A 23,767-nucleotide genomic window follows, 5' to 3' on the forward strand; every position below is an offset into this window, starting at 1 on the left:
ATGGATTTAAATATCGCGTTAATTTTGGGGCAGGATGGTATTACCAGTGGTGCTATTTATGCATTATTAGCGCTATGTATCATTTTGGTTTTTACTGTCACTCGGATATTACTCATTCCATTGGGTGAATTTGCTGTATTTGGTGCATTGACTTTGGCATCCATTCAAGCAGGTATTCCAAGCTTAATAGTTTGGCTGGTAGTTGCGTTTTTTATTGTCAATACAAGTCTGGATTTATACGCTAAATTTTTTAAAAATCAAATATTTAATATCAAAATTTTTATTGCGTCATTGATTTATATTTCTTTGATCGTTATCGCGATGTACACACTACCTTTAGCGACGCTTCCAATGCCAATTCAAGTTTTATTGACTTTGGCTGTGATTACACCGCTTGGTCCTCAAATGTATCGCACTTTTTTTCAACCTTTAGTCGCAGCCAAACCTTTAGTTTTATTGATCGTGTCGATAGCGGTTCATGTGGCATTAGTCGGTTTAGGACTCGTGATATTCGGTCCAAATGGTGCTCAAACACAACCGTTTAGTGACAAAAGCTTTGAGATTGGAACTCTTGTTTTAAGTAGTCAAACTTTGATCATTATCGCTTCATTCTTTGTGATGATTTTAGTGCTTTGGTATTTTTTTGAAAAAACACTCTATGGCAAGGCATTGCATGCAACCGCTGTCAATCGAATCGGTGCACAGCTCATGGGTATTTCTCCAATCTTTGCGGGCAAACTGACTTTTGTTTTAGCTACATTTATCGGAACCTTATCAGGCATTTTAATTGCACCGATCACAACCCTGTATTACGACTCAGGATTTATTTTAAGTCTGAAGGGATTTGTAGGGGCAATCATTGGAGGACTAATCAGCTTCCCAGTCGCAGCAATTGGTGCCGTGATTGTTGGTGTTATTGAGTCTTTCTCCATGTTTTGGGCAAGTGATTACAAAGAAATCCTCGTCTTTACATTAATTATTCCTTTCTTACTTTGGAAATCACTCACAACTCGTCATGTTGAGGAGGATGAAGAATGAAATCAAAAACTTATTTCTTTATATTTGCGCTAATTGTATTCATCAGCCCATTTTTTTTACCGACCTATCAAGTCACGTTATTGAACTATATTGGTCTAAATGCATTAGTCGTGTTAGGTCTTGTATTGGTGACAGGCGTTGGAGGCATGACTACATTTGGTCAAGCAGCCTTAGTTGGAATTGGCGCATACGCAACTGCTTACTTAACTGTGACTGAACAATTACCAAGTTTCCTCGCATGGACAGGTGGTAATCCTTGGTTTGGACTTCTGCTCGGAATAGTCATTACAGTCGCATCTGCGATTTTGGTGGGTGGCTTAACACTAAAACTTTCAGGGCATTATCTGCCTTTAGGTACGATCGCTTGGGGCATTTCACTTTATTATTTCTTTTCGACCATTGAAACTTTAGGTGGGCATTCTGGAATTTCGAATATTCCCTCTATCTCTATCGCAGGATTTGCCTTTGATAATGGCAATAAAATGTTCTACCTCATTTGGCTCATTGTATTTATTGCCATTATTTTGACAAAAAATCTTTTAAATTCTCGAGAGGGTCGAGCAATCCGCGCTTTGAAAGGCGGACAAGTAATGGCTGAGTCTATGGGAGTAAATACGTTTAGAGCAAAAATGATCATCTTTGTGATTGCTGCAATTTTTGCATCAATTTCAGGGTGGCTTTATGCACACACGCAAACTTTTATTAACCCGACACCTTTTGGACTCCAAATGGGTATCGACTACTTGTTTATGGCGTTGTTAGGCGGTGTCGGTAGTATTTGGGGTGCAATATTAGGTGCAGGCATATTCACCATGGTACGCCAATGGTTGCAAGATGCTTTGCCTATTATTTTTGGCGGACAAGGTCATTATGAAACAATCGTATTTGGATTAATCATTGTTGTATTGATGCAAAAAGCACCATCAGGGATTTGGTCATTTATTACTAAGTTGATCCCAAATAAATATAAGCCTGTAGATTTATATCCTTCAATCCACCCCATTCCTCAAATGGACAAAGTAGAAAATCAAATCAACAAGGGTGAATTGATATTAGATGCGAAGAACATCACGAAAAAATTTGGTGGCTTAGTTGCGAACAATGAAATGAATCTGAAAATTCACGCTGGAGAGGTTCTCGCTTTAATTGGTCCGAATGGTGCTGGTAAAAGTACCATGTTCAATCAAATATCAGGTGTAGATGTTCCAACAAGTGGTGAAGTTTTATTTAAAGGTAAAAAAATAAATGGCATACCATCCAGAGAAATTGCCAAATTAGGATTAAGTCGCACATTCCAACACGTAAAAATATTGCCTGAAATGACTGTATTAGAAAATACAGCCATAGGTGCACATTTGCGCGGAGAAAAAAGTGTCATCTCATCCATGTTACTTCTTGATCGAGTTGAAGAAAATGAACTTCTCAATGAGGCTAAATATCAACTAGAACGTGTAGGGCTTGGAGAATATTTGTATGTCGAAGCTGGCAGTTTAGCACTCGGGCAGCAACGTATTTTAGAAATTGCACGTGCTTTATGTGCGAACCCAAGCTTATTACTACTTGATGAGCCCGCAGCAGGATTAAGATTTAAAGAGAAACAAGCCTTAGCTGAACTTCTAGCCAAATTACGTGCTGAAGGTATGGCGATTCTCTTGGTCGAGCATGATATGGACTTTGTCATGAATCTCGCAGACCGAATTGTGGTCATGGAGTTCGGTCAAAAAATTGCTGAAGGATTACCAGAAGAAGTTCAAAAAAATGAAGCTGTATTGGAAGCTTATTTAGGAGGTGCTGCATGATCACAATGCTTGGAAATCAAGAGGGCACGCCTCTGCTAGAAGTAAATAATTTGAGTGTTGCTTACGGAAAAGTCGAAGCGCTTTCAAATTTTAATATGCGTGTTAATCAAGGTCAAATTGTTTCTGTCGTTGGTCCAAATGGTGCGGGTAAAACAACTTTATTGTCTGCAATTATGGGCGTGCTGGGTTCTAAAGGAAACGTCGATTTCGATGGGCATGTGGAGCAATGTCCACAGGTTGAGCAAATGGTCATTCGTGGGCTTGGATTAGTGCCTGAAAAACGAGAGTTATTTGGAACAATGTCTATCGAAGACAATCTTATGCTTGGCGCTTTTCAACGCTATCGCCAAAGAGACAAAGAGATTTTCAGCACTTTAGATGAAGTGTATGACATTTTTCCTCGTTTGAAAGAAAGACGATCACAGCAAGCAGGGACACTTTCAGGTGGTGAACGACAAATGCTTGCAGTGGGTCGTGCACTCATGGCTAAACCTAAATTGTTGATGCTTGATGAGCCGAGTTTGGGATTAGCACCACTCATCACTCGAGAAATTTTTAAGGTCATTGACCAATTAAGAGGACATGGCGTGTCTATCTTGTTAGTTGAGCAGAATGCCAGAGCTGCTTTAAAACTTGCAGATTATGCTTATGTCCTTGAAATGGGAGAACTATCAATGGAAGGAAGGGGCTCTGATTTAGTTGAAGATCCAAGAATCATCGAAAGTTACTTAGGAATTAATAGTAAGCATCAAGACGTATTAGCTATATAGAACATAACAAATCATACGATTTTCAGGGATTTGAATGGATGTCAAAAAAAATTTTGGTATATGGTGCTGGGGCCATAGGCTGTGTAGTTGCTGCTAGATTAACGCTAGCAGGACACCAAGTCACTGTTCTAGCGCGAGGGGAAAAAGTCGAAACGCTAAAGCAAAAAGGGATTCATTTAAAAGATGTACTGGGTGAGTTCCAAGTACATCCATCTCGAATTGTGGATACTGAAGAATGCATTGAAAAACAGGATTTTATCTTTATAGCAACCAAGTTTAACGCTTTATATGAAATTTCAACTCAGTTGAAGCGTTATATGCATAACGCGACAGTTATTGTCCCGTTAATGAATGGAATACCCTTTTGGTATTTTTACGGTTTAGAGAATAACTCTAAAAAATCAAGGATAAATTGTTTAGATCAACAGGGAGTTTTAAACGAGCATTTTCCATTAGAACATTTAATTGGCGCTGTTGTATTTATTACAGCGCAAAGTGTCAATGAAAATGAGGTCAAATCAGACAATCCATATTTGTTGATCTTTGGTGAGCCAAGTCATCAAATGACTGAACGATTACATGCGCTTGTTGAATTGTTTGAAAATACAAGTATCGAAGCACGACCCGTAGAGAACATCCGAGATCAAATTTGGACCAAGGTTATGGCTAACTTGAGCTCCAATCCATTATCGGTTGTGGCTGATGCTCCGCTAAGTAAAATTTATTCTGATCACAATTTAACTCGAATTACGCAACAAATTTTATATGAAGTTCGAGCTGTTGCGGCTTGCTATGGCGCTCGTATCAATATCGACCCAAACACATTTTTAAAATTGGGTTCAGAGATGGGGGAAACATATACATCAATGTGGCATGACTACAAAAATCATCGCCCTTTAGAGTTAGCACCCATTGCAGAAGCTGTATTTGAATTGGCAGATGCTTATGAATGTCCGATGCCGACATCCAAACTTATATATGAATTAACGGTCTATTTAAGCGAACAAGCCAGAACAAGGAATAATGAAGATGAAAAATAATGTATTGAATGTGTCTGAAGCTGAATGGGCGCTCAGAGTTAAATTAGCGAATTGTTATCACCTTATTGATTATTTTGGTTGGACGGAAACAATTTTTAATCATGTCTCAGCGCGCTTACCAGGAGCTGAACACTATTATTTAGTAAATCCTTTCGGCTTGAACTATACGGAAATCACACCCGAAAATTTATTAAAAGTTGATTTAAACGGTAATAAAGTGATTCATTCTGAATATGATGCCAATCCTGCAGGATTTGCTTTACATAGTGCTGTTCATGGTGCTCGTGATGATATTCGATGTTTAATACATACACATACCACACCAATCAGTGCCATTGCACAAAAGAAAGATGGCTTTAAAAATGACAATTTTTATGGTGCGCAGTTATATGGTCGGGTAGGCTATCATGCCTTTGAAGGCATTACCCTATTCGAAGAAGAAAAACAAAGAATGATCAAAAGTTTAGGTGATCATCACATTCTGGTACTTAGAAATCATGGTGTAGCTGTGGGAGAGAGTACGATTGAAAAAGCTTTTTTCCTACTCTGGACAGTTCAACGAGCGGCAGAAATACAATGCCAAGCGGATTCAATGCGTGGTGACGATGTTGAATTAGATCATATCGTAAAACAGAAGTGTGCAGACTTAACTCAAATGTTAATTCAAGAAAGTGCTTTCGCAGATAAGTTTTTTAATGCGATGGTCCGAAAAATGCAGGAAAACAAACACTAGTTCAGGGATAAATTGCGATGAATACGATATTAAAAGAGAAAATCAGTCATAAGTCGGCATGGGTGGGCAAAGACCTAAAAAATCAGACAGATTGGATTTATTATTTAAGCGAAGAAATGCTTCATGAATTAAGCCAAAATTTGCAATTGATAGAACAACAAGATCTAGAAATTGATCAATTGAATAACACGCATTTAACGATTAATAATTCACAAGTTTTATCTGAATTTAAAAAATATGCCGATGAGCTTGAGAATGGATATGGTTTCTTTCTATTAAAAGGTTTGGATGTCTCTAAATTTAGTGAACGCCAATTGGCGATTATTTACTATTTAATAGGCATGTATATGGGTCAACCCGTTACCCAAAATCCTAAAGGCGATTTATTGGGTAAAGTAGAAAACGTTGGTGATCTTAATAACAAATCAACGCGAGTTTATGAAACAAACGCATATCTCCCTTACCACACTGACTTATCTGACGTAGTTGGATTGCTATCAATTAGAAAAGCAAAGAGTGGAGGATTGAGTAGTCTCGTCAGTGCTGCCACAGTCTACAATAGAATTTTAGAAAATTATCCTGAATATCTTGGTTATTATTATCATCCAACATATTGTGATCATTTGGGAGATCTAGAACCTACCTTGACACCAATTTTTAGTTATTATGAAAACAAATTAAGCTGTCGCTATTTAAGAGCTTATATTGAACTTGGGCATGAGCGAAAAGGAATCCCTTTATCCAGAGTTCAAGTCGATGCACTTGATATTTTCGATCAGTACATACAAGATCCTGATCTCAGACTAGATATGATGCTTGAACCGGGTGATATGCAGTTCTGTAATAACTATTGTGTAATGCATTCACGATCGTCATTTGTAGATGATGAAGACATCTCAAAGCGAAGAAAATTATTAAGATTATGGTTAAAAATGCCTAATGCCCGATCTTTAGCCAAGGATTTCCCAGGTAGAAATGGTATTCAAAAAGTAAATCTTTCTTAAAAAATGTTCAATATTTGACTACAACCTGACTCGGACTTTTAAGGCCGAGTCTTTTTTTTGCGATTACTCAAAAGTTGTAAGACTGAATCTGATTCAGAGATGAGTATAAATAATAATTACGCACTCATCTGATTGATCACCTAAACAATATTCTTTTTTTGTTAGCGCTATATGGTTCGGCATCATATCTTCAAACAATAATCACACTTTGAATGAGTTAAGTTAAATCAGCTTCTGGAAGTGAGTTTTCCTTATTCAGCAGTCCTGAACGCATTTTAGTAAATTTGAGAGTGATTTTTATTCAAGTTGTTGAGGGAGAATAATCTGCTCTTCAAACGAAAAATGTTGAAAGCCTTGACCTGACACGGGGTACGTCATTTATTTTTATTTAATCGGGCATCGGACATGGGTAATCATCATAATGCGGCTTTGGCTTGCAAGAAGTAGACGTTGATTATTTTTTCTCGCCTTCTAATTAGTTTAATCATTACTGGCTTTCAGTTGTGAAAAAAGAACTCGAACAGATGTTCGAGTTCTTTTTCCAAAATAAACCAAATTTGAGCTTAGATTTAAGAAAATGGTTTTATGCTATTTTGCTCAAATCACGTCTTATCTGACCATTTCATCTTTTTCTACATCTAGACTTTTCACAAAATGTTTACATCCTGTTTTAAGTAAAATAATCGTCAATAGCGCTGAGAACCCACCTACGATTGAAATTGAATAACCCACCATGTTGGTATCTCCGAATACTTTATCGGTAATTAATGCGACTAAAGTTGTTCCAATACCTAAACCGATTAAGCTGCTGATTAACAAGAAAATTGCAGAAATTTGAGCTCGTAATTGATTTGGAGCTAAAATTTGCATAGCTGCTGTTGAGGTTGGCATTGGGAAAGATGCAAAGAACATAGCCACTGTAAAAATAGCAACAGATAACCACAGTGAGTCTACTAATGTATAGCTAATAATCGGTAAGATAATTCCTAAACCACCTAAATAACCAGCATACATTGCAGCATCACGTCGACCTTTACTTGTCAGATAATCAGTTAACCAGCCTGCAAAGAAAACGCCAGATGTGTTTGCGATAAGTAGAATCGTTCCTAACATATAACCTGTTTCAACAGGACTTAGACCAAAGTTACGCATATAAAATGCAGGTGACCAGCTCATGACACAAAACAATGCCATTGCATAGAATGTGAAGCCCATATAGTGACAAGTAAATGTCTTACTGTGCTTTTTTAAGAATTTAAACGAATCCGTAAATTTAACTTTTACGACATTGCCTGAGGCATCGAGTTTTTGTCCTGTTCGTTGCGGATCTCTTACTGTCAAAATAAATAAAAGACCAATAAAAATACCTGGCAATCCAACAAGAATAAAGGCAACTTGCCAAGCCTTCATCATGCCGAGTAGAGGAACATCAATAAACGCTGCATCTTTTAATAAGCTGATCACATAGCCGCCAACGAGAAAAGCCATCCCTCCACCGATAAAAGAACCAATGGAGTAAATACCAACGGCTTTACCTAATTTATCTTTACTGAACATATCACTAAACATGGAATATGCTGCGGGTGATAATGCTGCTTCACCAATGCCGATCCCCATTCTTGAAAGAAAAAGTTGAATGAAGTTTTTACTTAGACCACAAGCCGCTGTTGCTAAGCTCCAAAAAATAATGCCAATTGCAATAATTTTTGGTCGGGAAAATCGGTCTGCTAAATAAGCGATAGGCAATCCCATAAATGCGTAAAATAGGGAAAAAGCTAAACCGTGCAATAGACTAAACTGAGTATCAGTTAAATTTAAATCTGCTTTGATCGGTTCAATCATCAAGACTAAAATTTGTCGATCAATATAAGAAAATATATAAGCCAACATACATAGTGTGACTACGTACCAAGCGTATCTCGTATTTTTTTTGACCGAAGCGGGTTCTTCAGCATTAGAGTATTCTGCATTTTCGTATCCTATATCCTTAAGGGTTTGATTTTTATTCCATTATTTTTTTAGCTAAACTGTGACTAGGTATTCAAATTTCAGCAGCATTAGTCATATATAATGCAAAGTTAAACTCAAATACTTTTTTATCAGCATACTGATAATATTTATGATTTTATAAAAGGGCAATAGGTATGTTTAAAAAAAATACGAATTCACCTGAAATATTTGATAATGAATCGGGTTACCTTGGATTTTTATTAAGAAAGACATCCCATGTATATCGTTTAAAAATGGAGCGTGTACTTGCTGAATATTCAATCACTCCACCACAGTTCACAATTTTGAAAATTATTTTGACTTACCCAGGTTTCACAAATGCGGAAATAGCACGTTTTGCTTCATTAACACCGCAAACAGTAAATTTGATGATCTCAAAATTAGAAAAACAAAATATTCTCTACAAAACTTCTCATTCTACGAATAAGAAAATTCAATTAATTGAGATAACAGATTTAGGGAAAAAACTTATGGAAGATTGTGGTGATGCTATTGATCGTTTAGAAGATTCTTTAGTCGATGGTTTTAGTGAAAGTGAAATAAGAATTGTAAGGAAATGGATGAAAAAAATTAATGAAGAATAATTTTCTAAATTATTTGGTTTTTGAACTTGCATAATTATCAGCACACTGATAATTTTTAAGTACATTAAAAAAACTGAATGGATTTAGAGGAAAACAAAATGATCAAACCTTATGGTGTAGTAGGATTAGTTCCAACAATATGGGGCACAAGTTGTAGAGCAGATATTATGAAAAATATCTCTCATTTAGAGGAACTTACATCCGGTGCATTATGGTTGAGTTCTTTAGATATTCCAGTAAGACTGTTGGTTCTCCCAGAGGGAGCATTACAGGGCTTCAACGATGAAGCACTCGATGTTGATATTCAAGAATTCTTGGATGATGGTGCGATCGATATACCAGGCCCTGAAACAGATCGTTTAGGTGAATTAGCTAAAAAGCATAATGTTTTTATCATGGCGCAAGCCAAAGCTAAAAATGAGGATTGGCCAGGCATTATGTTCAATGTCGGATTTATTATAAATCCTCAAGGCGAAATTATTTTAAAACACCACAAAATGTCTGCTTTATTGCCATGCGAGCGTTCAGCATCACCTCATGATTTGTATGATGAGTGGGTAAAAAAAATATGGCGAAGAGCTTCAATCATTTTGGCCAGTAGTTGATACGGAAATTGGTCGATTGGGCATCATGATGGCAATGGAAGGTAATTTTCCAGAAAATGGTCGAGGCCTAGCGATGAATGGTGCTGAAGTGGTCTATCGTGCATCTTTACCAGCTTCATTTACTGAAAATGATGTATTTGAAATCTCCAATCGTGCTCGTGCTTTAGAAAATAATATGTATGTAGTAGCACCTAATATTGGTGGGATGTATCTTGATGAAAATACATTAGCACCGATCGATTGTGGTGGTGGTCTTTCTATGATTGTGGACCATAAGGGTAAAATTGTGGGTAAACAGCATGATACCAATGGATCTACCTATGTGACTGGTGTAGTCGATATTGAGGCACTTCGTTATCATCGTACACACGCTCAGGTGACCAATTGGATGAAAGATATACGTGCAGAATGCGCACAATTAATTTATAAAAATAATATATATCCTAAAAATTTGTATTTACAGCAAAAACAGGGACATCACGACGAATATAAAGCGGAAGTGATTGATAAGCAAATTCAGAAGCTTATTGATATGGGTGTCTGGAAAAAAAGCGCATATGATGAGTCTTAATCAATGCACTAGCTTAAAAACCCAATAATGTATTGGGTTTTTTTGGGTTTATATATTTTTTAAATGATCTTTTTTTACATAAATCAAAGCGCCAGAACCACCTGCTTTGATTTCAATACGATGTTGAATCGGAAACCTCATCCACGAACCGGCTGAATAATTTCGTTCATTCATCACCAATTTACCTTTGATAATGAAAATTTCAATACCGTTATGATATGTTGATTCGAAAAATTGTTGGCTTTCGAGTTTTTCGAGAAAGGTGTGTTCATGCTCAGATTGAAACAGTTGGCAAATCTTTCTGTTGTTAAAATAGGTCCAGTTTCGCTCGTCACGAGTATCAATTCGGGTAGCTACTTTTTCTTCTTCAGACATTTGCATGAGTTTCACCAAGATCAGACATCCATCTAAGCTCGAGACAATATGTTTAGAAAGGTGAGGATTTCGCATATACCATCCAGATGGATAGTGCTGATGATCATCTTCAGTAAAAGTCCCGTTTAACACTAGAACTTCTTCACCGAAGGGGTGTTGATGCTCTGGGAACTGAGAATTTGAAGGGAACTCAACTAGGCTGGTTGCTCTTGCTTGTTCTAAGCCAACACGATCAAACATCATTCGTTTAACTTCGCCTCTTGGGGATTGAATCCATTGATAATCCTCTGGAGTAATTATTACAGGTTGAGAGAAGTCAGCATTTAATCTCATGCTTTTAGCCTAAAAAAGAGCATTAAAGTAATTAATATTATCAAAAAAAGCGTGAATGTAAGATGAAAACCTGTTCAAGTTCGAGAGTGATTGCGCGTGGAGCAACTTTGACTTTGGTCGGCTAGCTTCTCTTTTCTCCTTCCAATAATTTAATCTAGGTCGACTTTATTTGAGAATCTAAGTCAATAAAAAAGCACTTTATAAGTGCTTAATTGCAACATAAGAATGAACTAGTTCGGGATATTTGATTGTTTTACGATACATGGATATTCAAACGTTCCAGCGGTAGTATCTTTTAATAAATTTGACCAAAGTTTATTTTTGGTATTAATCCAACCATAAATATCTTCATAGAACTCCGAGTTTAAATTAGCTTTTTCAATATAAGATTTATTGAGTAGAAATTTAGTCATTAAGCACATAGAGTTAAGCTCAACAGGATTACGATCTTTTTCTAGACTGAAGTTATTTTTGGCTTCTTTTTCATACTTACGAAGCAGAGTTGCTTTTAGAAGAGTAGATTCGAATAACTCCATTGTTAAATTATTTGGGGAGGTTTGATTAGCTAAAGCAAAAATATTTCCATCAATACGTAACATTGTAGGTAAAAAACTTGCTTGAATATCCACTTCTTGTTGAAGTGAAGGCGATGAATTACATCCAGTAGCAAACAATGCAGCAGTTAAAATAGTAACTATTAATAAATGTGAATTTTTAAGCATCAGGATAAATTCCTTGTTCAGCTAAAACCTTGAGCATTTTTGAATTATAATCTTGGTTGAAGAGTAATTTACACATTGCTCGGTTGATTTTTTCACCACTATTTTTTATCTATAATACTGCCGCACTAGCCATTACAACACTAATATTAAGATCATCTAAAGTCCCTTTGAGTCCAATCAGATCTTGAATAGCGAAAGTTTTCCAAACCTGGTTTTAAACTCATGACTTTTAAATTCTGCAAAGATTAATGTTGCTTCTTTCACAACACTTTTTTTAAATATTTCTGAAAGAGAACGTAAATTCTTGTGTGGTAGCTTATTGCAGATAATAGATTCTCATGTGGTGAACATCATGTTCTAATCCAAAACGAATTGCTAATGTGTATTCTAGCTTATTTGTATTTGCTACGTGTTTCCATATATGAGTAAGTATCACGGTTGAACTATTTAGTTGGTGATTAGACTTTAAAAAGAAAATGCTTGACTGACAGAACATTTCAGTTTCATTAGCGTAGCCCTCCCATGCATTAGCATTACTAAGAACTGATTCCGTGTTTGGACCTAATTTTTCAGTGCCTTAAAATTAATATGTGCAAGACTATTACTAACTATAATAGCTGAAACTATTGTTTTGCATTAATACAGTAATCGATTTCTAAATTTTTGGTTTCTAACCTTTCATTTAAATCTCATTTTTTAAAATAATTTGTCTGTTACCTGTATTGTTGAAGTGTTCAATTGACTCATTCAAATAATTTAATCTAGGTCGACTTTATTTGAGAATTTAAGTCAATAAAAAAAAGCCTCAATCTTTCGATTGAGGCTTTTAAAATTTTGGAGCGGGAAACGAGACTCGAACTCGCGACCCCAACCTTGGCAAGGTTGTGCTCTACCAACTGAGCTATTCCCGCAATATGGTGTGAATTATAGTGATTTTGCACACCCTGTCAACACTTCCAAAACTTAATTGATGAATTAATCAGCACGTCGCCATAAAGTTCCTTGACGCGTATCTTCAAGTACAATGCCTTGATCAAGAAGATTTTGGCGAATCTCATCTGCACGTGCAAAGTTTTTCTCTTTCTTGGCATCTTTGCGTTGTTGGATGAGATCTTCAATTTCATCATTACTCAAAGATGAGCTTTCTTGACCAATATCTGATTTTAGGAATTCATCAACATTATGTTGAACAAGACCTAAGATATTGGTCAGATGGCGCAAGGTGGCATAATATATGGCCGCCTGTTCAGCAAGTTCGTCTTTTACGGCACGATTTAATTCTTTATTGATTTCAAACAGTACCGCAATCGCTTCTGATGTGTTGAAATCATCCCGCATTGCTGCATTAAACTTTTCAACGAGTGCTTCATCGTATTGCGAATTAATTTCGGCACCATATATCTGTTGATATGCTTTAAATGAATGATAAAAACGACTTAATGTGTTTTTAGCTTCTTTAAGCGCAGTATCAGAAAAATTCACAGGGCTACGATAGTGTGATGAAACGATAAAGTAACGAATAACTTCAGGATGGAATTTTTCCATGACATCGCGAATCGTGAAAAAATTGCCTAAAGATTTAGACATTTTTTCACCATCGACATTGATAAAGCCTACGTGCATCCAATAGTTTACATATTGTTCGCCAGTTGCAGCTTCACTTTGTGCGATTTCATTTTCGTGATGGGGGAAGGTTAAGTCAGAACCACCACCATGGATATCAAAATGATTACCAAGGCAACATGTAGACATTGCTGAACATTCGATATGCCAACCTGGACGACCATTCCCCCAAGGAGATTTCCAAGAAGGTTCATTTTCTTTTGCATGCTTCCATAGCACAAAATCGAAAGGATGTTTCTTTTCAACTTCAACATCGACTCGTTCGGAAGCACCTGCTTGCATGTCTTCGAGTTTACGACCAGACAGACGCCCGTATTTTTTAAATTTTTCAACTTCGAAGTACACATCGCCGTTTGACGCAGGATATGCAGTGCCATTATTGACCAAAGTACCAATCATATTTTGCATTTGATCGATGTACTCTGTCGCACGTGGTGCTTCATCAGGTGCCAAGCATCCTAAATTGGCAGCATCTTCATTCATTGCCTGAATAAAGCGATCAGTGAGTGCTGTAATGCTTTCACCATTTTCATTTGCACGTGCAATGATTTTGTCATCAATGTCAGTAATATTGCGAATATATTTAACTTTCCAACCTTGGCTACGAAGAAAACGAATAATATAGTCAAATGCAACCATAACCCGAGCATGACCGATATGACAGTAGTCGTAAACTGTCATCCCACAGACATACATATCAATATGTCCTTCTTTGCGTGGTACAAACTCAACTTTTTTTCGTTGCTCTGAGTTATATAGAACAAATGGTTGCATAGGTCTTCAAAAAGCTAAAAAAATGGTGGTTCATCTTAACCTAAGGCTTATCTTTCACAAAGTTTTATGCGTAAAAAATCTATGCAAATGAAATTTATACATTTAAGAAAAAGATACTTGCATGCTTATGTTAATATATGAAGAATAATTTAATGATTGAAATTGTGGCTGAATCCAGCCTCAAGGTGCCCAGATTTGAATTCTGAAAATACTATATATCCAATTGATTTTCAAAAGGTTGCAAAAGAAACCTTGGAGATTGAGCGTCAAGCTTTATCGGTACTATCCAATCAGATTGATGATCGTTTTTCCCAAGCATGTCAAATTATCCTACAGTGTCAAGGTCGTTTAGTGGTCACTGGTATGGGGAAATCTGGTCATATCGGTCGAAAAATGGCTGCAACATTTGCATCAACAGGAACGCCGTCTTTCTTTATGCATCCAGGTGAAGCTGGCCATGGTGATCTAGGGATGTTAGTGCGTGGAGATGTACTGATCGCGATTTCGAACTCTGGTAAAAGTGACGAAATCATGATGTTAATGCCACTCATCAAACATTTGGGTGTGCCACTGATTACAATTTCAGGTGATGACCGTGGACCAATGCCACAGAACGCTGATGTTGCGCTCACACTTGGTCATATTCAAGAGGCATGCCCATTAGGTTTGGCACCAACTTCAAGCACGACAGCGACTTTAGCTTTAGGTGATGCTTTAGCGGTTGCTTTACTTGAAGCACGTGGATTTACTGCAAATGATTTTGCGATGTCGCATCCAGCTGGTGCACTCGGTAAACGATTACTGTTGCATGTTAAACATCTGATGCACGTGGGTGAATCTCTACCAAAAGTTTCACCAGATACACCAATGAATAAAGTTCTATACGAAATATCTAACAAACGTCTCGGATTAACCACAATTGTGGATGAAAATGATGTTTTGTTAGGTATATTTACGGATGGTGACTTGCGACGTCTCATTGATAAGCAACAAGGTTTTGATGTTAATCTTGCTGTATCAAAGGTTATGATTGAAAATCCTCTAACCATTTCACAAGAAGCAAGAGCGGTTGAAGCGCTAGAGCAAATGAATGCTAAAAAAATCAATCAATTTGTAGTAGTCAATGATGCCAAACAAGTGATTGGTGTGATTAGCATGCACGATTTAATTCAAGCTGGGGTAAATTAATTCATGGCATCTTATGTATTGTTAGAACAAGCACGACATATCGAAGCGTTGGTTTTGGATGTGGATGGTATTCTAAGTGATGGTTTTGTAACGTTGACGAACTCAGGTGATGAAATTAAGTCATTTGATATTCGTGATGGACTTGGGATGAAACTTGTTCAGCAAGCTGGAATTAAAGTTGTCATTATTACCGGTCGCCAAAGCAATATTGTGACAAAGCGTATGAATGATTTAGGTGTAGACTTAGTTTATCAGGGGCGTGAAGACAAAGGGACTGCCTTACAGCAAGCTTGTACGCAACTGGGTTTAAAACCAGAAGATTGCTTGTATATGGGGGATGATTGGCCAGATTTATCAGCTTTTGCGATTGCGGGAATGAAAGTAACAGTGCCAAATGGTCATGTTGAAGTTCGTCGTCGTGCAGACCTTGTAACCCAAGCTTATGGTGGTCGTGGCGCTGTGCGTGAAATTTGTGACATGTTATTGTTGTCAAAAGGGGTTTACCATGAACTTCTTGAAAAATATTTGGCTGTAACGCATTAATACACAGTTGATATGAACGCTGAATATAGTTGATGATTTATGGATACTAAAGTTTTATACATTACTGCTGTTATTGTCGCTGCTATAAGTGGTGGCTATTATTATTACAGCGGTAAAGGGAAAAAATTAGAGGGTTCATCCGCTCAATCGATGACATATTCAGCAAAGAATATTAATCTTTTGCAAACTGATGAAAAAGGCATGCTTTATGTTAAGGCTACAGTGGATGAGCTGAACCAAGATATGAAACAGAAAACATCAAGTTTGCAGAATTTAAATGCCAGCATGTTTACTGATAATGTAGAAGACGCTACGTTTTATGCTAAACAAGCACATGGTTTCAATGACAATGAGAAGATTGTGTTATCTGGAGATGTTGTTGCAACCAAGCAAGGAGAAATGGGCAAAATGGTTTTTCGAACCGATGCGCTTACAGGATATCCAAAAACAAGAAAGCTTGAAACATCTGAGCAAGTTACTGTACAAACACCAAATGCAGATTTTGTCAGCCAAGGCTTAGAAGCAGATTTGAATGAAGGTCAGTACGATTTTAAAAATATTCGAGGAAAGTATGCACCAAACTAAACCTTCTTATTTATCAGGTTCGAAAATGCTTAAAGCAATAGCAATGGTGGCACTCAGTTCTATTTCTGTTATGGCATTTGCATTGCCAAGTGATCGTAATCAACCCATCATGCTTTTAGCTGATCGTGCGACCTATAATGACAAAACAGGTATAACGACCTATGTGGGGAATGTTTCTGTTGAACAAGGTACTTTCAAGTTAAATGCAGCCTCTATAGTTGCTAATCTCAATGCCAATCGCCAAATTAGCTCGGTAAATGCGTCAGGTTCTCCTGCAAAGTTCCAACAACAATTAGAGTCTAAACGTGGCATTGCACGTGGTGAAGCCTCTAAAATTGTATATAACGCTGATACAGGCATTATTACTTTGTCGGGCAATGCATATTTGTATCAAGATGGCGCAAGTATTCGTGGGAACACTTTGCGTTACAGTATGAATAAGGGGGATATCGAAGTTGTAGGCGGTGGCAGTAGTGAAACGGGTAGTTCAAAAGGTCGCGTACAAATTATAATTCCTCCTTCTGCCTCAAAATCATTCTCTGGAGTACGTGATTAATGAGCGTCGATGAATCACCAATCCAAACATTAAAAATTAAACATCTTGCCAAAGTTTATAGTAAACGCTGGGTGGTGAAAGATGTTTCATTTAGTATGCAGAGTGGTCAAATTGTTGGTTTGCTTGGACCGAACGGGGCGGGAAAAACGACAAGCTTTTACATGGTAGTCGGACTGGTTCGAATGGACAAAGGTGAAATTCATTTAGATAATCTTGATCTTTCGGATCTTGCAATGCATGAGCGTGCTCGTCATGGAATTGGTTATTTGCCACAAGAGGCTTCAATTTTTCGTAAATTGAGTATTTCAGATAATATTATGGCGATTCTTGAAACGCGCAAGGATCTTAATAAGCAACAACGTAAAGAGAGACTTCAAGAGTTATTAGAAGACTTTAAAATTACACATATTAAAGATTCTTTGGGGATGAGTGTGTCAGGGGGGGAACGTCGCCGTGCTGAAATCGCTCGAGCATTAGCCGCAGATCCTAAGTTTATGCTCCTTGATGAGCCTTTTGCTGGGGTAGATCCAATTTCTGTAGGTGATATCAAAGATATCATTCGCAATTTAAAAGAACGAGGAATAGGTGTGCTTATTACAGATCATAACGTTCGCGAAACGCTCGCGATTTGTGAGCATGCTTATATTGTCAGCGAAGGATCTGTCATTGCGGAAGGAACACCAGATCAAGTACTTATGGATGAAACTGTCCGTAAAGTTTATTTAGGTGATGATTTCACAGTTTAAAAAAATAGTGTGATATCTATAAAATAATGTTGTTTTATAGATATTTAGACTGTAAATTAACTCAAACAAATCGTAAGTTTACAATTGACGCAGAAATAATATAAAAATCATTGTAGAATACGATTGATTTTATGTGACGTAGTTCACACTTTTTAATAGAGATTACAAGTGGCTAAACATCAATTAAGTCAGAAGGATATGGGGTATATCACGCTGTTTGCGATCAGTTTATGTGCGACACAAGTACATGCTGAAGATGCAATCGCTCCTCTAGCAATTGACGATACCCAACGTGCACTATCAGCAGAATTACAAAAACCCAAAATCAATTTTAGTTTGGAAAAAAAGACTGTTGAAGATATACCTGAACAGCTTGAAAAGCCACGTTTTAAATTATTCCAATCGAAATCCAAAATCTCGAAAGAGCAAGTGAAAGAACAGGTTCTTGTTCCTAAAGTTATTGAACAAGTTCCTGATTTAGACGACATAGTCGAAAATGAAATTGCTCAAGTTAACACTATACCTTTATCTAATTCGCAGTCTCAGAATGAGTCGAAGGTAAAGACTCAAAAGAAATCTTTCTTTGCATTTGTTAAGCGTGAAAAAGCGGCATCTGAACCAAAAGTATTGCTGCCAAAGGTAAAGCAGGATATTGAAGAGGCTTCAGCGCCAAATGTTCTAAAACCTACTATTTCATCTACTGTACAACCCGCTACTAAAGACACTCGTCAGGTTTTAAAACCGCTTAAACCAAAGATCCAAAATCAACTAACAGAATCTTTAATTGACGCGCAACACGCAAAATTACTAGAAAATGAAACATCGGTTTCAGAAGACAAAACAGAAAAACCAAAAAGTAAACTCTTTACATTTATTGGGAATATAGGCAAAGATAAAACTAAGTTGGATGAGGGTCATCACCAAGCTACTGGCAATGTTTCAAATACAAAAGTTTTGACACCGACTTTACAAAAATCGGTGAGTGAATCTTCATTGAAAGTGTCTAGTACACCAAAACCGAAGATTGTTAATGATCAACAAATTAACAGCCAAAACAACTTGCTACAAGCTCCACCTTCAACAGTAGCACAAGTTGAACATCGTCAAAGTCTTGTATCTAAAGCCAAAGCTTTTTGGCCTTTTAAATCAGGTTCTCATAATAAGTTAGAAACACAGAATGTAATTGAGCGTCCAAACTTGATCGTTCAACAACAGACTAGTGCTTTGGCTGTAAATAAACCTACAATTGTTTATTCAAAACCAATAGAGCAGAAAGCGAAAATATCTGAACAATCGCAGTCGATTAAGCCAGTTGTAAATATTAAGCCTAAAGCTGATAAAGTCGTATCCGAACAAAAATACAATACGGTGAATGCTGAACCGCAAGAAAAGAAAAAATTCAGTTTAACTGCATTAAAATCAAATATGGATCAGTTTTTTAAACCTAAAGCTGATGATGACTTTAGACAAGTTAAGTTAAATGAACTGAGTGATTTTAGCTTTGATCCTAAACAGGTTGAGCAATTGCCTGTGATCACGACACAAGCTTCGCCAAGTGCTCCAATATCTATGATGCCACTTGTGAATGGTACGGCTGATAAACAAACGTTAAGTTTATACGATGCGATCAAGATCGCAGTAGCTAGACATCCTGAAGTGACACAAAGTGTTTCTTCACTCGCATCACAAAATGCATTTATTGATGTTGCTAAAGCAGGTTATTACCCACAGTTGAGTGCAGGTGTTTCAACTGGAGATATGACTTCAGGAGAAAGAGGGCGTCAATTATTTAATGTCAATGCGACACAACTACTTTTTGACTTTGGTAAACAAAAATCACTAGTGAGTACAGAAGAAGCCAAGTTACAGTTGAGCCAAGCTCAAGTTCTTGTCACAATTGACCAAATTGCTCTTGAAGTGGCTTCTGCCATTGTGAATATTAAGCGATATGAAGAAATTACACGTATTGCACGTGAGCAAATTGCTGGTATATCACGAATCCGAGAAATTGCTAACTTACGTGCAGAGGCAGGTATCAGCAGTCAGGCCGATCCAATTCAAGCGCAATCATATTATGAATCTGCACAATCAAATTTAATTCTGCAAGAAACACAGCTCAATGTATTTAAACAACGACTTAGAACTTTGATGGGAACAGATATATCAAAATATAACTGGGAGATACCTGAGAGTTTAATTAAGGCTTCAGAGATTTATTCAGAGCCAAAGTTTAACGAAATTCCGAAAATGATGGCTGCCAAAGCTGAAGTTGATGTTGCAGAATTAGAAAAAAAACAAACTCAATTGAGTCGTTATCCTACGTTAAATGTTAAAGGTACATTGAGTCAAGCAGTCAACGGACGTAATCCGAATAACAATCAAGACGATGGAACAGATAGTTCTATTATGCTTGAAGCAAATAGTACTTTCTTCCAAGGTGGTGCAATTAGTTCACGCAGTCGTGCGGCATCGTTTGCAGAAGAAGCTGCCAAAGCAAAAGTAAATGCAGTTTATTTAGAAACAATAGATGAAATTCGTCGTGCTCAAGAACAAGTTGAAAATAAACAGCGACAAATGAAAGTATTAATTGATCAACAAGCGACATCAGTCAGAACGAAAGAGTTATATCAAGAACAATATAAACTTGGCACTCGTACAGCTGTTGATCTTTTAAATGCTGAGCAAGCGATTCACCGTTCGAATTCAGATATTGAAACTGCACGTTATGATATTTATGAAAACTTAGTTCAATATATTGCCGCTTCTGGTAAGAGCCGCGATGTATATCAACTTAATAATTTGACCATTCAAGGGGTAGAATTGAAACCATGAATACAAGAATAAATTATCAACCATGGTTACAAGGTGTCCTGACGGTTGCACGTCATTATCGAATTGAAACCTCTGCTGAACGTATTCGCTTAGAACTAAATTGGAATCAGAACCAGTCAGTCGATGACATCTTGGCAATTATGACACGCCAAGTAGGTTTACATGTCCGTAAAGTGGATTTTAGCCCTGATATTTTAAATCCGTGGCGTTTACCGGTATTGGTCGGATTTAAAGATGGGCAAGTTGGCGTCATTGATCGTGCAGATGCACAAGGTAACGCAAGTGTTCAACTGAGCGGTGATGAAGGGTTAGCGCAGACATTTTCAGTAGATACATTATTAGATGTCATCGACTCAGTCTATATTTTAAGACCAGAAACCTCAGTACCTGATGCGCGTATTGACGAATACATTAAACCATATGAAAAAAACTGGTTTTGGGAAATTGTATTACGCGATTGGAAACGCTATATCGATATTATGTTTGCATCATTGCTTGCAAACGTATTAGCACTCGCGACAATCGTCTTCTCGATGAATGTGTATGATCGTGTTATTCCAGCACAATCTATCCCAACCTTGTGGGTGCTGGCAGGTGGTGTATTACTTGCTGCAATCTTTGAATTCGCATTGAAATACTCACGATTAATTCTTTCAGATATGATTGGTAAGCGTGCAGATTTAAGAGTCTCAGATCGGGTCTTTGGTCATGCTTTACGTATTAAAAATAGTGAACGATCTAAATCCACGGGAACGTTTATTTCACAAATTCGTGAACTAGAAGGTGTACGTGAGCTTGTAACATCTACAACAATTACCGCCTTTGCTGATTTACCATTCTTCTTCCTGTTTCTTGGTATTTTTTGGCTTATTGGTGGCAATCTTTTCTGGGTAATTTTGGTGGTTGTACCGCTGATGATTATTCCAGGGCTTTTGGCGCAAAAAAAATTAGCGCAATTGGCTAAAGAGGGTATGCGTGAGTCATCAATACGAAATGCGATTCTTGTTGAAGCCGTTCAAGGTATTGAAGATATTAAACTGTTACGTGCAGAGTCTCGTTTTCAAAATCAGTGGAATCACATGAATGATGTTTCAGCTTCTATCAGCATGAAACAACGTAAAATCGTAGGCGTATTGAATCTCTGGACTCAAAAATTACAGGGGTTGACCTTTGCAATTGTAGTATTGGTGGGTTGTTTTGCGGTAATGGATGGAGAAATGACCACTGGTGCGTTGGTGGCATGTTCGATTCTATCTTCACGTATGTTAGCGCCAATTGCGCAAGTTACTGGTGTTCTTGGTCGTTATCAGCAAGCCAAAACGGCGAAAGAAAGTCTTGATGAATTAATGAGTAAACAGGTTGACCATCCTGAACGTTCACAATTGATTCAGCGATCAGTACTCAATGGTCATTATGAATTAAATGGTGTGGTCTTTAAATACGGCGAAGAAGATCCTAAACCAAGTATTGTTATTCCTAAACTTGAAATTAAACCAGGTGAAAAAATTGCGATTCTTGGCCGTAACGGTGCAGGTAAATCGACCATTCTTCAATTACTTTCAGGTATGCAAACTGCAGTTCAAGGTAAAGTTCAATTAGATAATATTGATATTACCTTGTTGGATCCATCGGACGTTCGTCGTGACGTAGGTTTGTTGAATCAAAATGCGCACCTATTCTTTGGTACAGTCAGAGAAAACTTAACGTTAGGTGCACCATTAGCTACAGATGATGATTTATTAAAAGCACTTGCTGTAACAGGTGCACTCAACTTCATTCAAGAAAAGAAAGAAGGACTAGATCATATTATTTTAGAAGGTGGTGTAGGCTTCTCAGGTGGACAACGTCAGGCACTTTTATTGTCAAGACTCCTCATTTGTCAGCCAAATATTCTGTTGTTAGATGAGCCTACAGCTGCGATTGATGATGTATCTGAAAAACAATTAATTGATCATATGAAGAACTGGCTTGGACATCGCACATTGGTTGTGGCAACCCACCGCCGTGCAGTATTAGAGTTAGTGGATCGTATTATTGTGGTGAATGATGGTCGTATCGTTATGGATGGCCCACGTGATCAAATTTTAAATAATTCTGGCCAGCAACAAGCAAATTCAGGGGCTAAATCATGAGCGAAGAATTAAAACAACAACGTTCATTAAAAGTGTCTCAGTTAGAGCCACCATTACCGAAGGTCAGTATTACGATTTGGATTATTGGTCTGGGTTTGCTTGCACTCATTATTTGGGCAGCTATTTTCAAACTTGAAGAAGTTTCTAATGGTACAGGTAAAGTGGTTCCAACTTCTAAAGAACAAGTGATTCAATCTTTAGAGGGCGGGATTCTAACCAAACTTGAAGTTAAAGAAGGTGATATTGTTGAAAAAGGGCAAACCCTTGCTCAACTTGATCCGACACGATTTGCTTCAAATGTGGGTGAATCAGAATCGTTACTACTGTCATCGCAAGCAACAGCTGCGCGTTTACGTGCGGAAGTGAATGGTGGTCCACTGGTATTTCCAGAATCAGTTCAAAAAATTCCAAAATTGGTTGCTGAAGAAACTCAGCTTTATCGTTCTAGACGTGCCAATATGGAAGAATCTATTGCTGGCCTAACGCAAGCACTTACGTTAGTTCAGCAAGAATTGAGAATGACAGAACCGCTTGTTGCCAAAGGTGCTGCGAGTGAAGTTGAAGTTTTACGTTTAAAACGTCAAGCAAATGAATTGACCAACCAAATTAACGATATTCGTAACCAGTACTATGTGCAGGCACGCGAAGAGTTATCTAAGGCGAGCACTGATGTCGAAACTCAACAACAAGTAATCAAAGGTAAATCTGATAGTCTGAATCGTACAATCTTTAAAGCACCAGTCCGCGGTGTAGTGAAAGAAATTGATGTGATGACTTTGGGTGGTGTTATTCCTCAGAATGGTAAGTTAATGACCATTGTCCCTTTGGATGAACAACTTTTAATTGAGGCGCGAATTTCACCGCGTGATATTGCATTTATTCATCCTGGACAGGAAGCTTTAGTTAAAATCACTGCGTACGATTATTCAATTTACGGTGGCTTAAAAGGAGAGGTAACAGTCATTTCTCCTGATACGCTACGTGATGAAGTTAAACAAGATCAGTTTTATTATCGTGTGTATATTCGTACTGATTCAGACAAGCTTTATAACAAAGCTGGGCAAGCTTTCCCAATCACGCCGGGTATGGTATCAACGGTTGATATTAAGACAGGTCAAAAAACGATTCTTGAATACCTGTTGAAACCATTCAATAAGGCGAAGGAAGCGTTACGCGAACGATAATCTTTATTTTTCAGTCTGTT

Annotated in this window: 21 protein-coding genes and 1 tRNA gene; 17 read left to right on the forward strand and 5 right to left on the reverse strand. The window is 37.4% G+C overall.

The genetic code is table 11. The annotated features are described in order from the left end of the window. Genes AC1M9I_RS09835 through AC1M9I_RS09860 form a run of 6 tightly spaced genes read left to right on the forward strand, consistent with a single transcriptional unit; the run spans window position 1 to window position 6,384 of the window. A complete protein-coding gene (locus AC1M9I_RS09835) occupies window positions 1–1,038 on the forward strand; it encodes a branched-chain amino acid ABC transporter permease (protein WP_481610982.1) in 1,038 nt (345 codons plus the stop codon). Further along, window positions 1,035–2,837: a branched-chain amino acid ABC transporter ATP-binding protein/permease gene (locus tag AC1M9I_RS09840; RefSeq protein ID WP_481610983.1), complete on the forward strand. Its 1,803-nt coding sequence runs from the start codon at window positions 1,035–1,037 to the stop codon at window positions 2,835–2,837. Before AC1M9I_RS09835 ends, AC1M9I_RS09840 begins: the two co-directional genes overlap by 4 nt. Then, the gene (locus AC1M9I_RS09845; protein WP_035266352.1) at window positions 2,834–3,607 is read left to right on the forward strand and encodes an ABC transporter ATP-binding protein; all 774 of its coding nucleotides are present in this window, start codon (window positions 2,834–2,836) and stop codon (window positions 3,605–3,607) included. The genes AC1M9I_RS09840 and AC1M9I_RS09845 overlap by 4 nt, the downstream gene beginning before the upstream one ends. A gap of 38 nt (window positions 3,608–3,645) precedes the next feature. Further along, entirely contained in the window at window positions 3,646–4,647 is a 1,002-nt protein-coding gene (locus AC1M9I_RS09850; protein WP_481589329.1) for a ketopantoate reductase family protein, read from the forward strand. Next, window positions 4,637–5,380 carry a class II aldolase/adducin family protein gene (locus tag AC1M9I_RS09855; RefSeq protein WP_228143120.1) on the forward strand — a complete coding sequence of 248 codons (744 nt, stop codon included), beginning with the start codon at window positions 4,637–4,639 and terminating at the stop codon, window positions 5,378–5,380. Before AC1M9I_RS09850 ends, AC1M9I_RS09855 begins: the two co-directional genes overlap by 11 nt. Window positions 5,381–5,397: 17 nt before the next feature. Continuing rightward, complete coding sequence (locus AC1M9I_RS09860) at window positions 5,398–6,384, forward strand: TauD/TfdA family dioxygenase (protein WP_481610984.1); 987 nt, start codon at window positions 5,398–5,400, stop codon at window positions 6,382–6,384. Window positions 6,385–6,993: 609 nt separating this feature from the next. Here the strand turns inward: AC1M9I_RS09860 and AC1M9I_RS09865 are convergent. Next, entirely contained in the window at window positions 6,994–8,367 is a 1,374-nt protein-coding gene (locus tag AC1M9I_RS09865; RefSeq protein WP_481593706.1) for a spinster family MFS transporter, read from the reverse strand. Between the two features lie 161 nt (window positions 8,368–8,528). Between AC1M9I_RS09865 and AC1M9I_RS09870 the strand changes: the two genes are divergently transcribed. The 3 genes from AC1M9I_RS09870 to AC1M9I_RS09880 all read left to right on the forward strand — a co-directional run bounded on the left by AC1M9I_RS09870 (window position 8,529) and on the right by AC1M9I_RS09880 (window position 10,154). Continuing rightward, the gene (locus AC1M9I_RS09870) at window positions 8,529–8,978 is read left to right on the forward strand and encodes a MarR family winged helix-turn-helix transcriptional regulator (RefSeq protein ID WP_481593660.1); all 450 of its coding nucleotides are present in this window, start codon (window positions 8,529–8,531) and stop codon (window positions 8,976–8,978) included. Between the two features lie 98 nt (window positions 8,979–9,076). Continuing rightward, window positions 9,077–9,583, forward strand: coding sequence for a nitrilase-related carbon-nitrogen hydrolase (locus tag AC1M9I_RS09875; RefSeq protein WP_481610985.1), 507 nt, complete (start codon window positions 9,077–9,079; stop codon window positions 9,581–9,583). A gap of 16 nt (window positions 9,584–9,599) precedes the next feature. Further along, window positions 9,600–10,154 (forward strand): nitrilase-related carbon-nitrogen hydrolase, encoded by a 555-nt coding sequence (locus tag AC1M9I_RS09880; RefSeq protein ID WP_481610986.1) that lies wholly within the window; start codon window positions 9,600–9,602, stop codon window positions 10,152–10,154. Between the two features lie 48 nt (window positions 10,155–10,202). Here the strand turns inward: AC1M9I_RS09880 and AC1M9I_RS09885 are convergent, their stop codons facing one another. From AC1M9I_RS09885 to cysS, 4 genes are all read right to left on the reverse strand, one after another. Beyond that, entirely contained in the window at window positions 10,203–10,862 is a 660-nt protein-coding gene (locus AC1M9I_RS09885) for a cupin domain-containing protein (RefSeq protein ID WP_481593661.1), read from the reverse strand. Window positions 10,863–11,092: 230 nt separating this feature from the next. Further along, entirely contained in the window at window positions 11,093–11,584 is a 492-nt protein-coding gene (locus tag AC1M9I_RS09890; protein WP_481593662.1) for a hypothetical protein, read from the reverse strand. An 835-nt stretch (window positions 11,585–12,419) separates the two neighbouring features. Continuing rightward, a tRNA-Gly gene (locus tag AC1M9I_RS09895) sits at window positions 12,420–12,495 on the reverse strand. A gap of 64 nt (window positions 12,496–12,559) precedes the next feature. Beyond that, window positions 12,560–13,981: a cysteine--tRNA ligase gene (cysS, locus tag AC1M9I_RS09900; RefSeq protein WP_481593663.1), complete on the reverse strand. Its 1,422-nt coding sequence runs from the start codon at window positions 13,979–13,981 to the stop codon at window positions 12,560–12,562. Between the two features lie 213 nt (window positions 13,982–14,194). Between cysS and AC1M9I_RS09905 the strand changes: the two genes are divergently transcribed. From AC1M9I_RS09905 to AC1M9I_RS09940, 8 genes are all read left to right on the forward strand, one after another. Then, window positions 14,195–15,169, forward strand: coding sequence for a KpsF/GutQ family sugar-phosphate isomerase (locus AC1M9I_RS09905; RefSeq protein WP_179999591.1), 975 nt, complete (start codon window positions 14,195–14,197; stop codon window positions 15,167–15,169). A gap of 3 nt (window positions 15,170–15,172) precedes the next feature. Continuing rightward, window positions 15,173–15,712 carry a KdsC family phosphatase gene (locus AC1M9I_RS09910; protein ID WP_035266365.1) on the forward strand — a complete coding sequence of 180 codons (540 nt, stop codon included), beginning with the start codon at window positions 15,173–15,175 and terminating at the stop codon, window positions 15,710–15,712. 39 nt (window positions 15,713–15,751) lie between these two features. Beyond that, window positions 15,752–16,297 (forward strand): LPS export ABC transporter periplasmic protein LptC, encoded by a 546-nt coding sequence (lptC, locus tag AC1M9I_RS09915; protein ID WP_481593664.1) that lies wholly within the window; start codon window positions 15,752–15,754, stop codon window positions 16,295–16,297. A 25-nt stretch (window positions 16,298–16,322) separates the two neighbouring features. Beyond that, window positions 16,323–16,853 carry a lipopolysaccharide transport periplasmic protein LptA gene (lptA, locus tag AC1M9I_RS09920; RefSeq protein ID WP_481593707.1) on the forward strand — a complete coding sequence of 177 codons (531 nt, stop codon included), beginning with the start codon at window positions 16,323–16,325 and terminating at the stop codon, window positions 16,851–16,853. Then, on the forward strand, window positions 16,853–17,599 hold the full coding sequence (gene lptB / locus AC1M9I_RS09925; protein ID WP_481587670.1) for an LPS export ABC transporter ATP-binding protein: 747 nt from the start codon (window positions 16,853–16,855) through the stop codon (window positions 17,597–17,599). The genes lptA and lptB overlap by 1 nt, the downstream gene beginning before the upstream one ends. A 1,425-nt stretch (window positions 17,600–19,024) precedes the next feature. After that, window positions 19,025–20,431, forward strand: a complete 1,407-nt coding sequence (locus AC1M9I_RS09930; RefSeq protein WP_481594881.1) for a TolC family outer membrane protein — start codon at window positions 19,025–19,027, stop codon at window positions 20,429–20,431. After that, window positions 20,428–22,563 carry a type I secretion system permease/ATPase gene (locus tag AC1M9I_RS09935; RefSeq protein WP_035266372.1) on the forward strand — a complete coding sequence of 712 codons (2,136 nt, stop codon included), beginning with the start codon at window positions 20,428–20,430 and terminating at the stop codon, window positions 22,561–22,563. The genes AC1M9I_RS09930 and AC1M9I_RS09935 overlap by 4 nt, the downstream gene beginning before the upstream one ends. Next, a complete protein-coding gene (locus AC1M9I_RS09940) occupies window positions 22,560–23,747 on the forward strand; it encodes an HlyD family type I secretion periplasmic adaptor subunit (protein WP_035266373.1) in 1,188 nt (395 codons plus the stop codon). Before AC1M9I_RS09935 ends, AC1M9I_RS09940 begins: the two co-directional genes overlap by 4 nt. Window positions 23,748–23,767: the final 20 nt, after the last annotated feature.

The organism is Acinetobacter sp. ANC_7553, assembly GCF_056779895.1.

What these genes read in the sequence shown, in the direction of transcription:
- AC1M9I_RS09835 (WP_481610982.1), top strand. Translation starts at nt 1, where the DNA reads ATGGATTTAAATATCGCGTTAATTTTGGGGCAGGATGGTATTACCAGT.
- AC1M9I_RS09840 (WP_481610983.1), top strand. Translation starts at nt 1,035, where the DNA reads ATGAAATCAAAAACTTATTTCTTTATATTTGCGCTAATTGTATTCATC.
- AC1M9I_RS09845 (WP_035266352.1), top strand. Translation starts at nt 2,834, where the DNA reads ATGATCACAATGCTTGGAAATCAAGAGGGCACGCCTCTGCTAGAAGTA.
- AC1M9I_RS09850 (WP_481589329.1), top strand. Translation starts at nt 3,646, where the DNA reads ATGTCAAAAAAAATTTTGGTATATGGTGCTGGGGCCATAGGCTGTGTA.
- AC1M9I_RS09855 (WP_228143120.1), top strand. Translation starts at nt 4,637, where the DNA reads ATGAAAAATAATGTATTGAATGTGTCTGAAGCTGAATGGGCGCTCAGA.
- AC1M9I_RS09860 (WP_481610984.1), top strand. Translation starts at nt 5,398, where the DNA reads ATGAATACGATATTAAAAGAGAAAATCAGTCATAAGTCGGCATGGGTG.
- AC1M9I_RS09870 (WP_481593660.1), top strand. Translation starts at nt 8,529, where the DNA reads ATGTTTAAAAAAAATACGAATTCACCTGAAATATTTGATAATGAATCG.
- AC1M9I_RS09875 (WP_481610985.1), top strand. Translation starts at nt 9,077, where the DNA reads ATGATCAAACCTTATGGTGTAGTAGGATTAGTTCCAACAATATGGGGC.
- AC1M9I_RS09885 (WP_481593661.1), bottom strand. Translation starts at nt 10,862, where the DNA reads ATGAGATTAAATGCTGACTTCTCTCAACCTGTAATAATTACTCCAGAG.
- AC1M9I_RS09890 (WP_481593662.1), bottom strand. Translation starts at nt 11,584, where the DNA reads ATGCTTAAAAATTCACATTTATTAATAGTTACTATTTTAACTGCTGCA.
- cysS (WP_481593663.1), bottom strand. Translation starts at nt 13,981, where the DNA reads ATGCAACCATTTGTTCTATATAACTCAGAGCAACGAAAAAAAGTTGAG.
- AC1M9I_RS09910 (WP_035266365.1), top strand. Translation starts at nt 15,173, where the DNA reads ATGGCATCTTATGTATTGTTAGAACAAGCACGACATATCGAAGCGTTG.
- lptC (WP_481593664.1), top strand. Translation starts at nt 15,752, where the DNA reads ATGGATACTAAAGTTTTATACATTACTGCTGTTATTGTCGCTGCTATA.
- lptA (WP_481593707.1), top strand. Translation starts at nt 16,323, where the DNA reads ATGCTTAAAGCAATAGCAATGGTGGCACTCAGTTCTATTTCTGTTATG.
- lptB (WP_481587670.1), top strand. Translation starts at nt 16,853, where the DNA reads ATGAGCGTCGATGAATCACCAATCCAAACATTAAAAATTAAACATCTT.
- AC1M9I_RS09930 (WP_481594881.1), top strand. Translation starts at nt 19,025, where the DNA reads ATGGATCAGTTTTTTAAACCTAAAGCTGATGATGACTTTAGACAAGTT.
- AC1M9I_RS09935 (WP_035266372.1), top strand. Translation starts at nt 20,428, where the DNA reads ATGAATACAAGAATAAATTATCAACCATGGTTACAAGGTGTCCTGACG.
- AC1M9I_RS09940 (WP_035266373.1), top strand. Translation starts at nt 22,560, where the DNA reads ATGAGCGAAGAATTAAAACAACAACGTTCATTAAAAGTGTCTCAGTTA.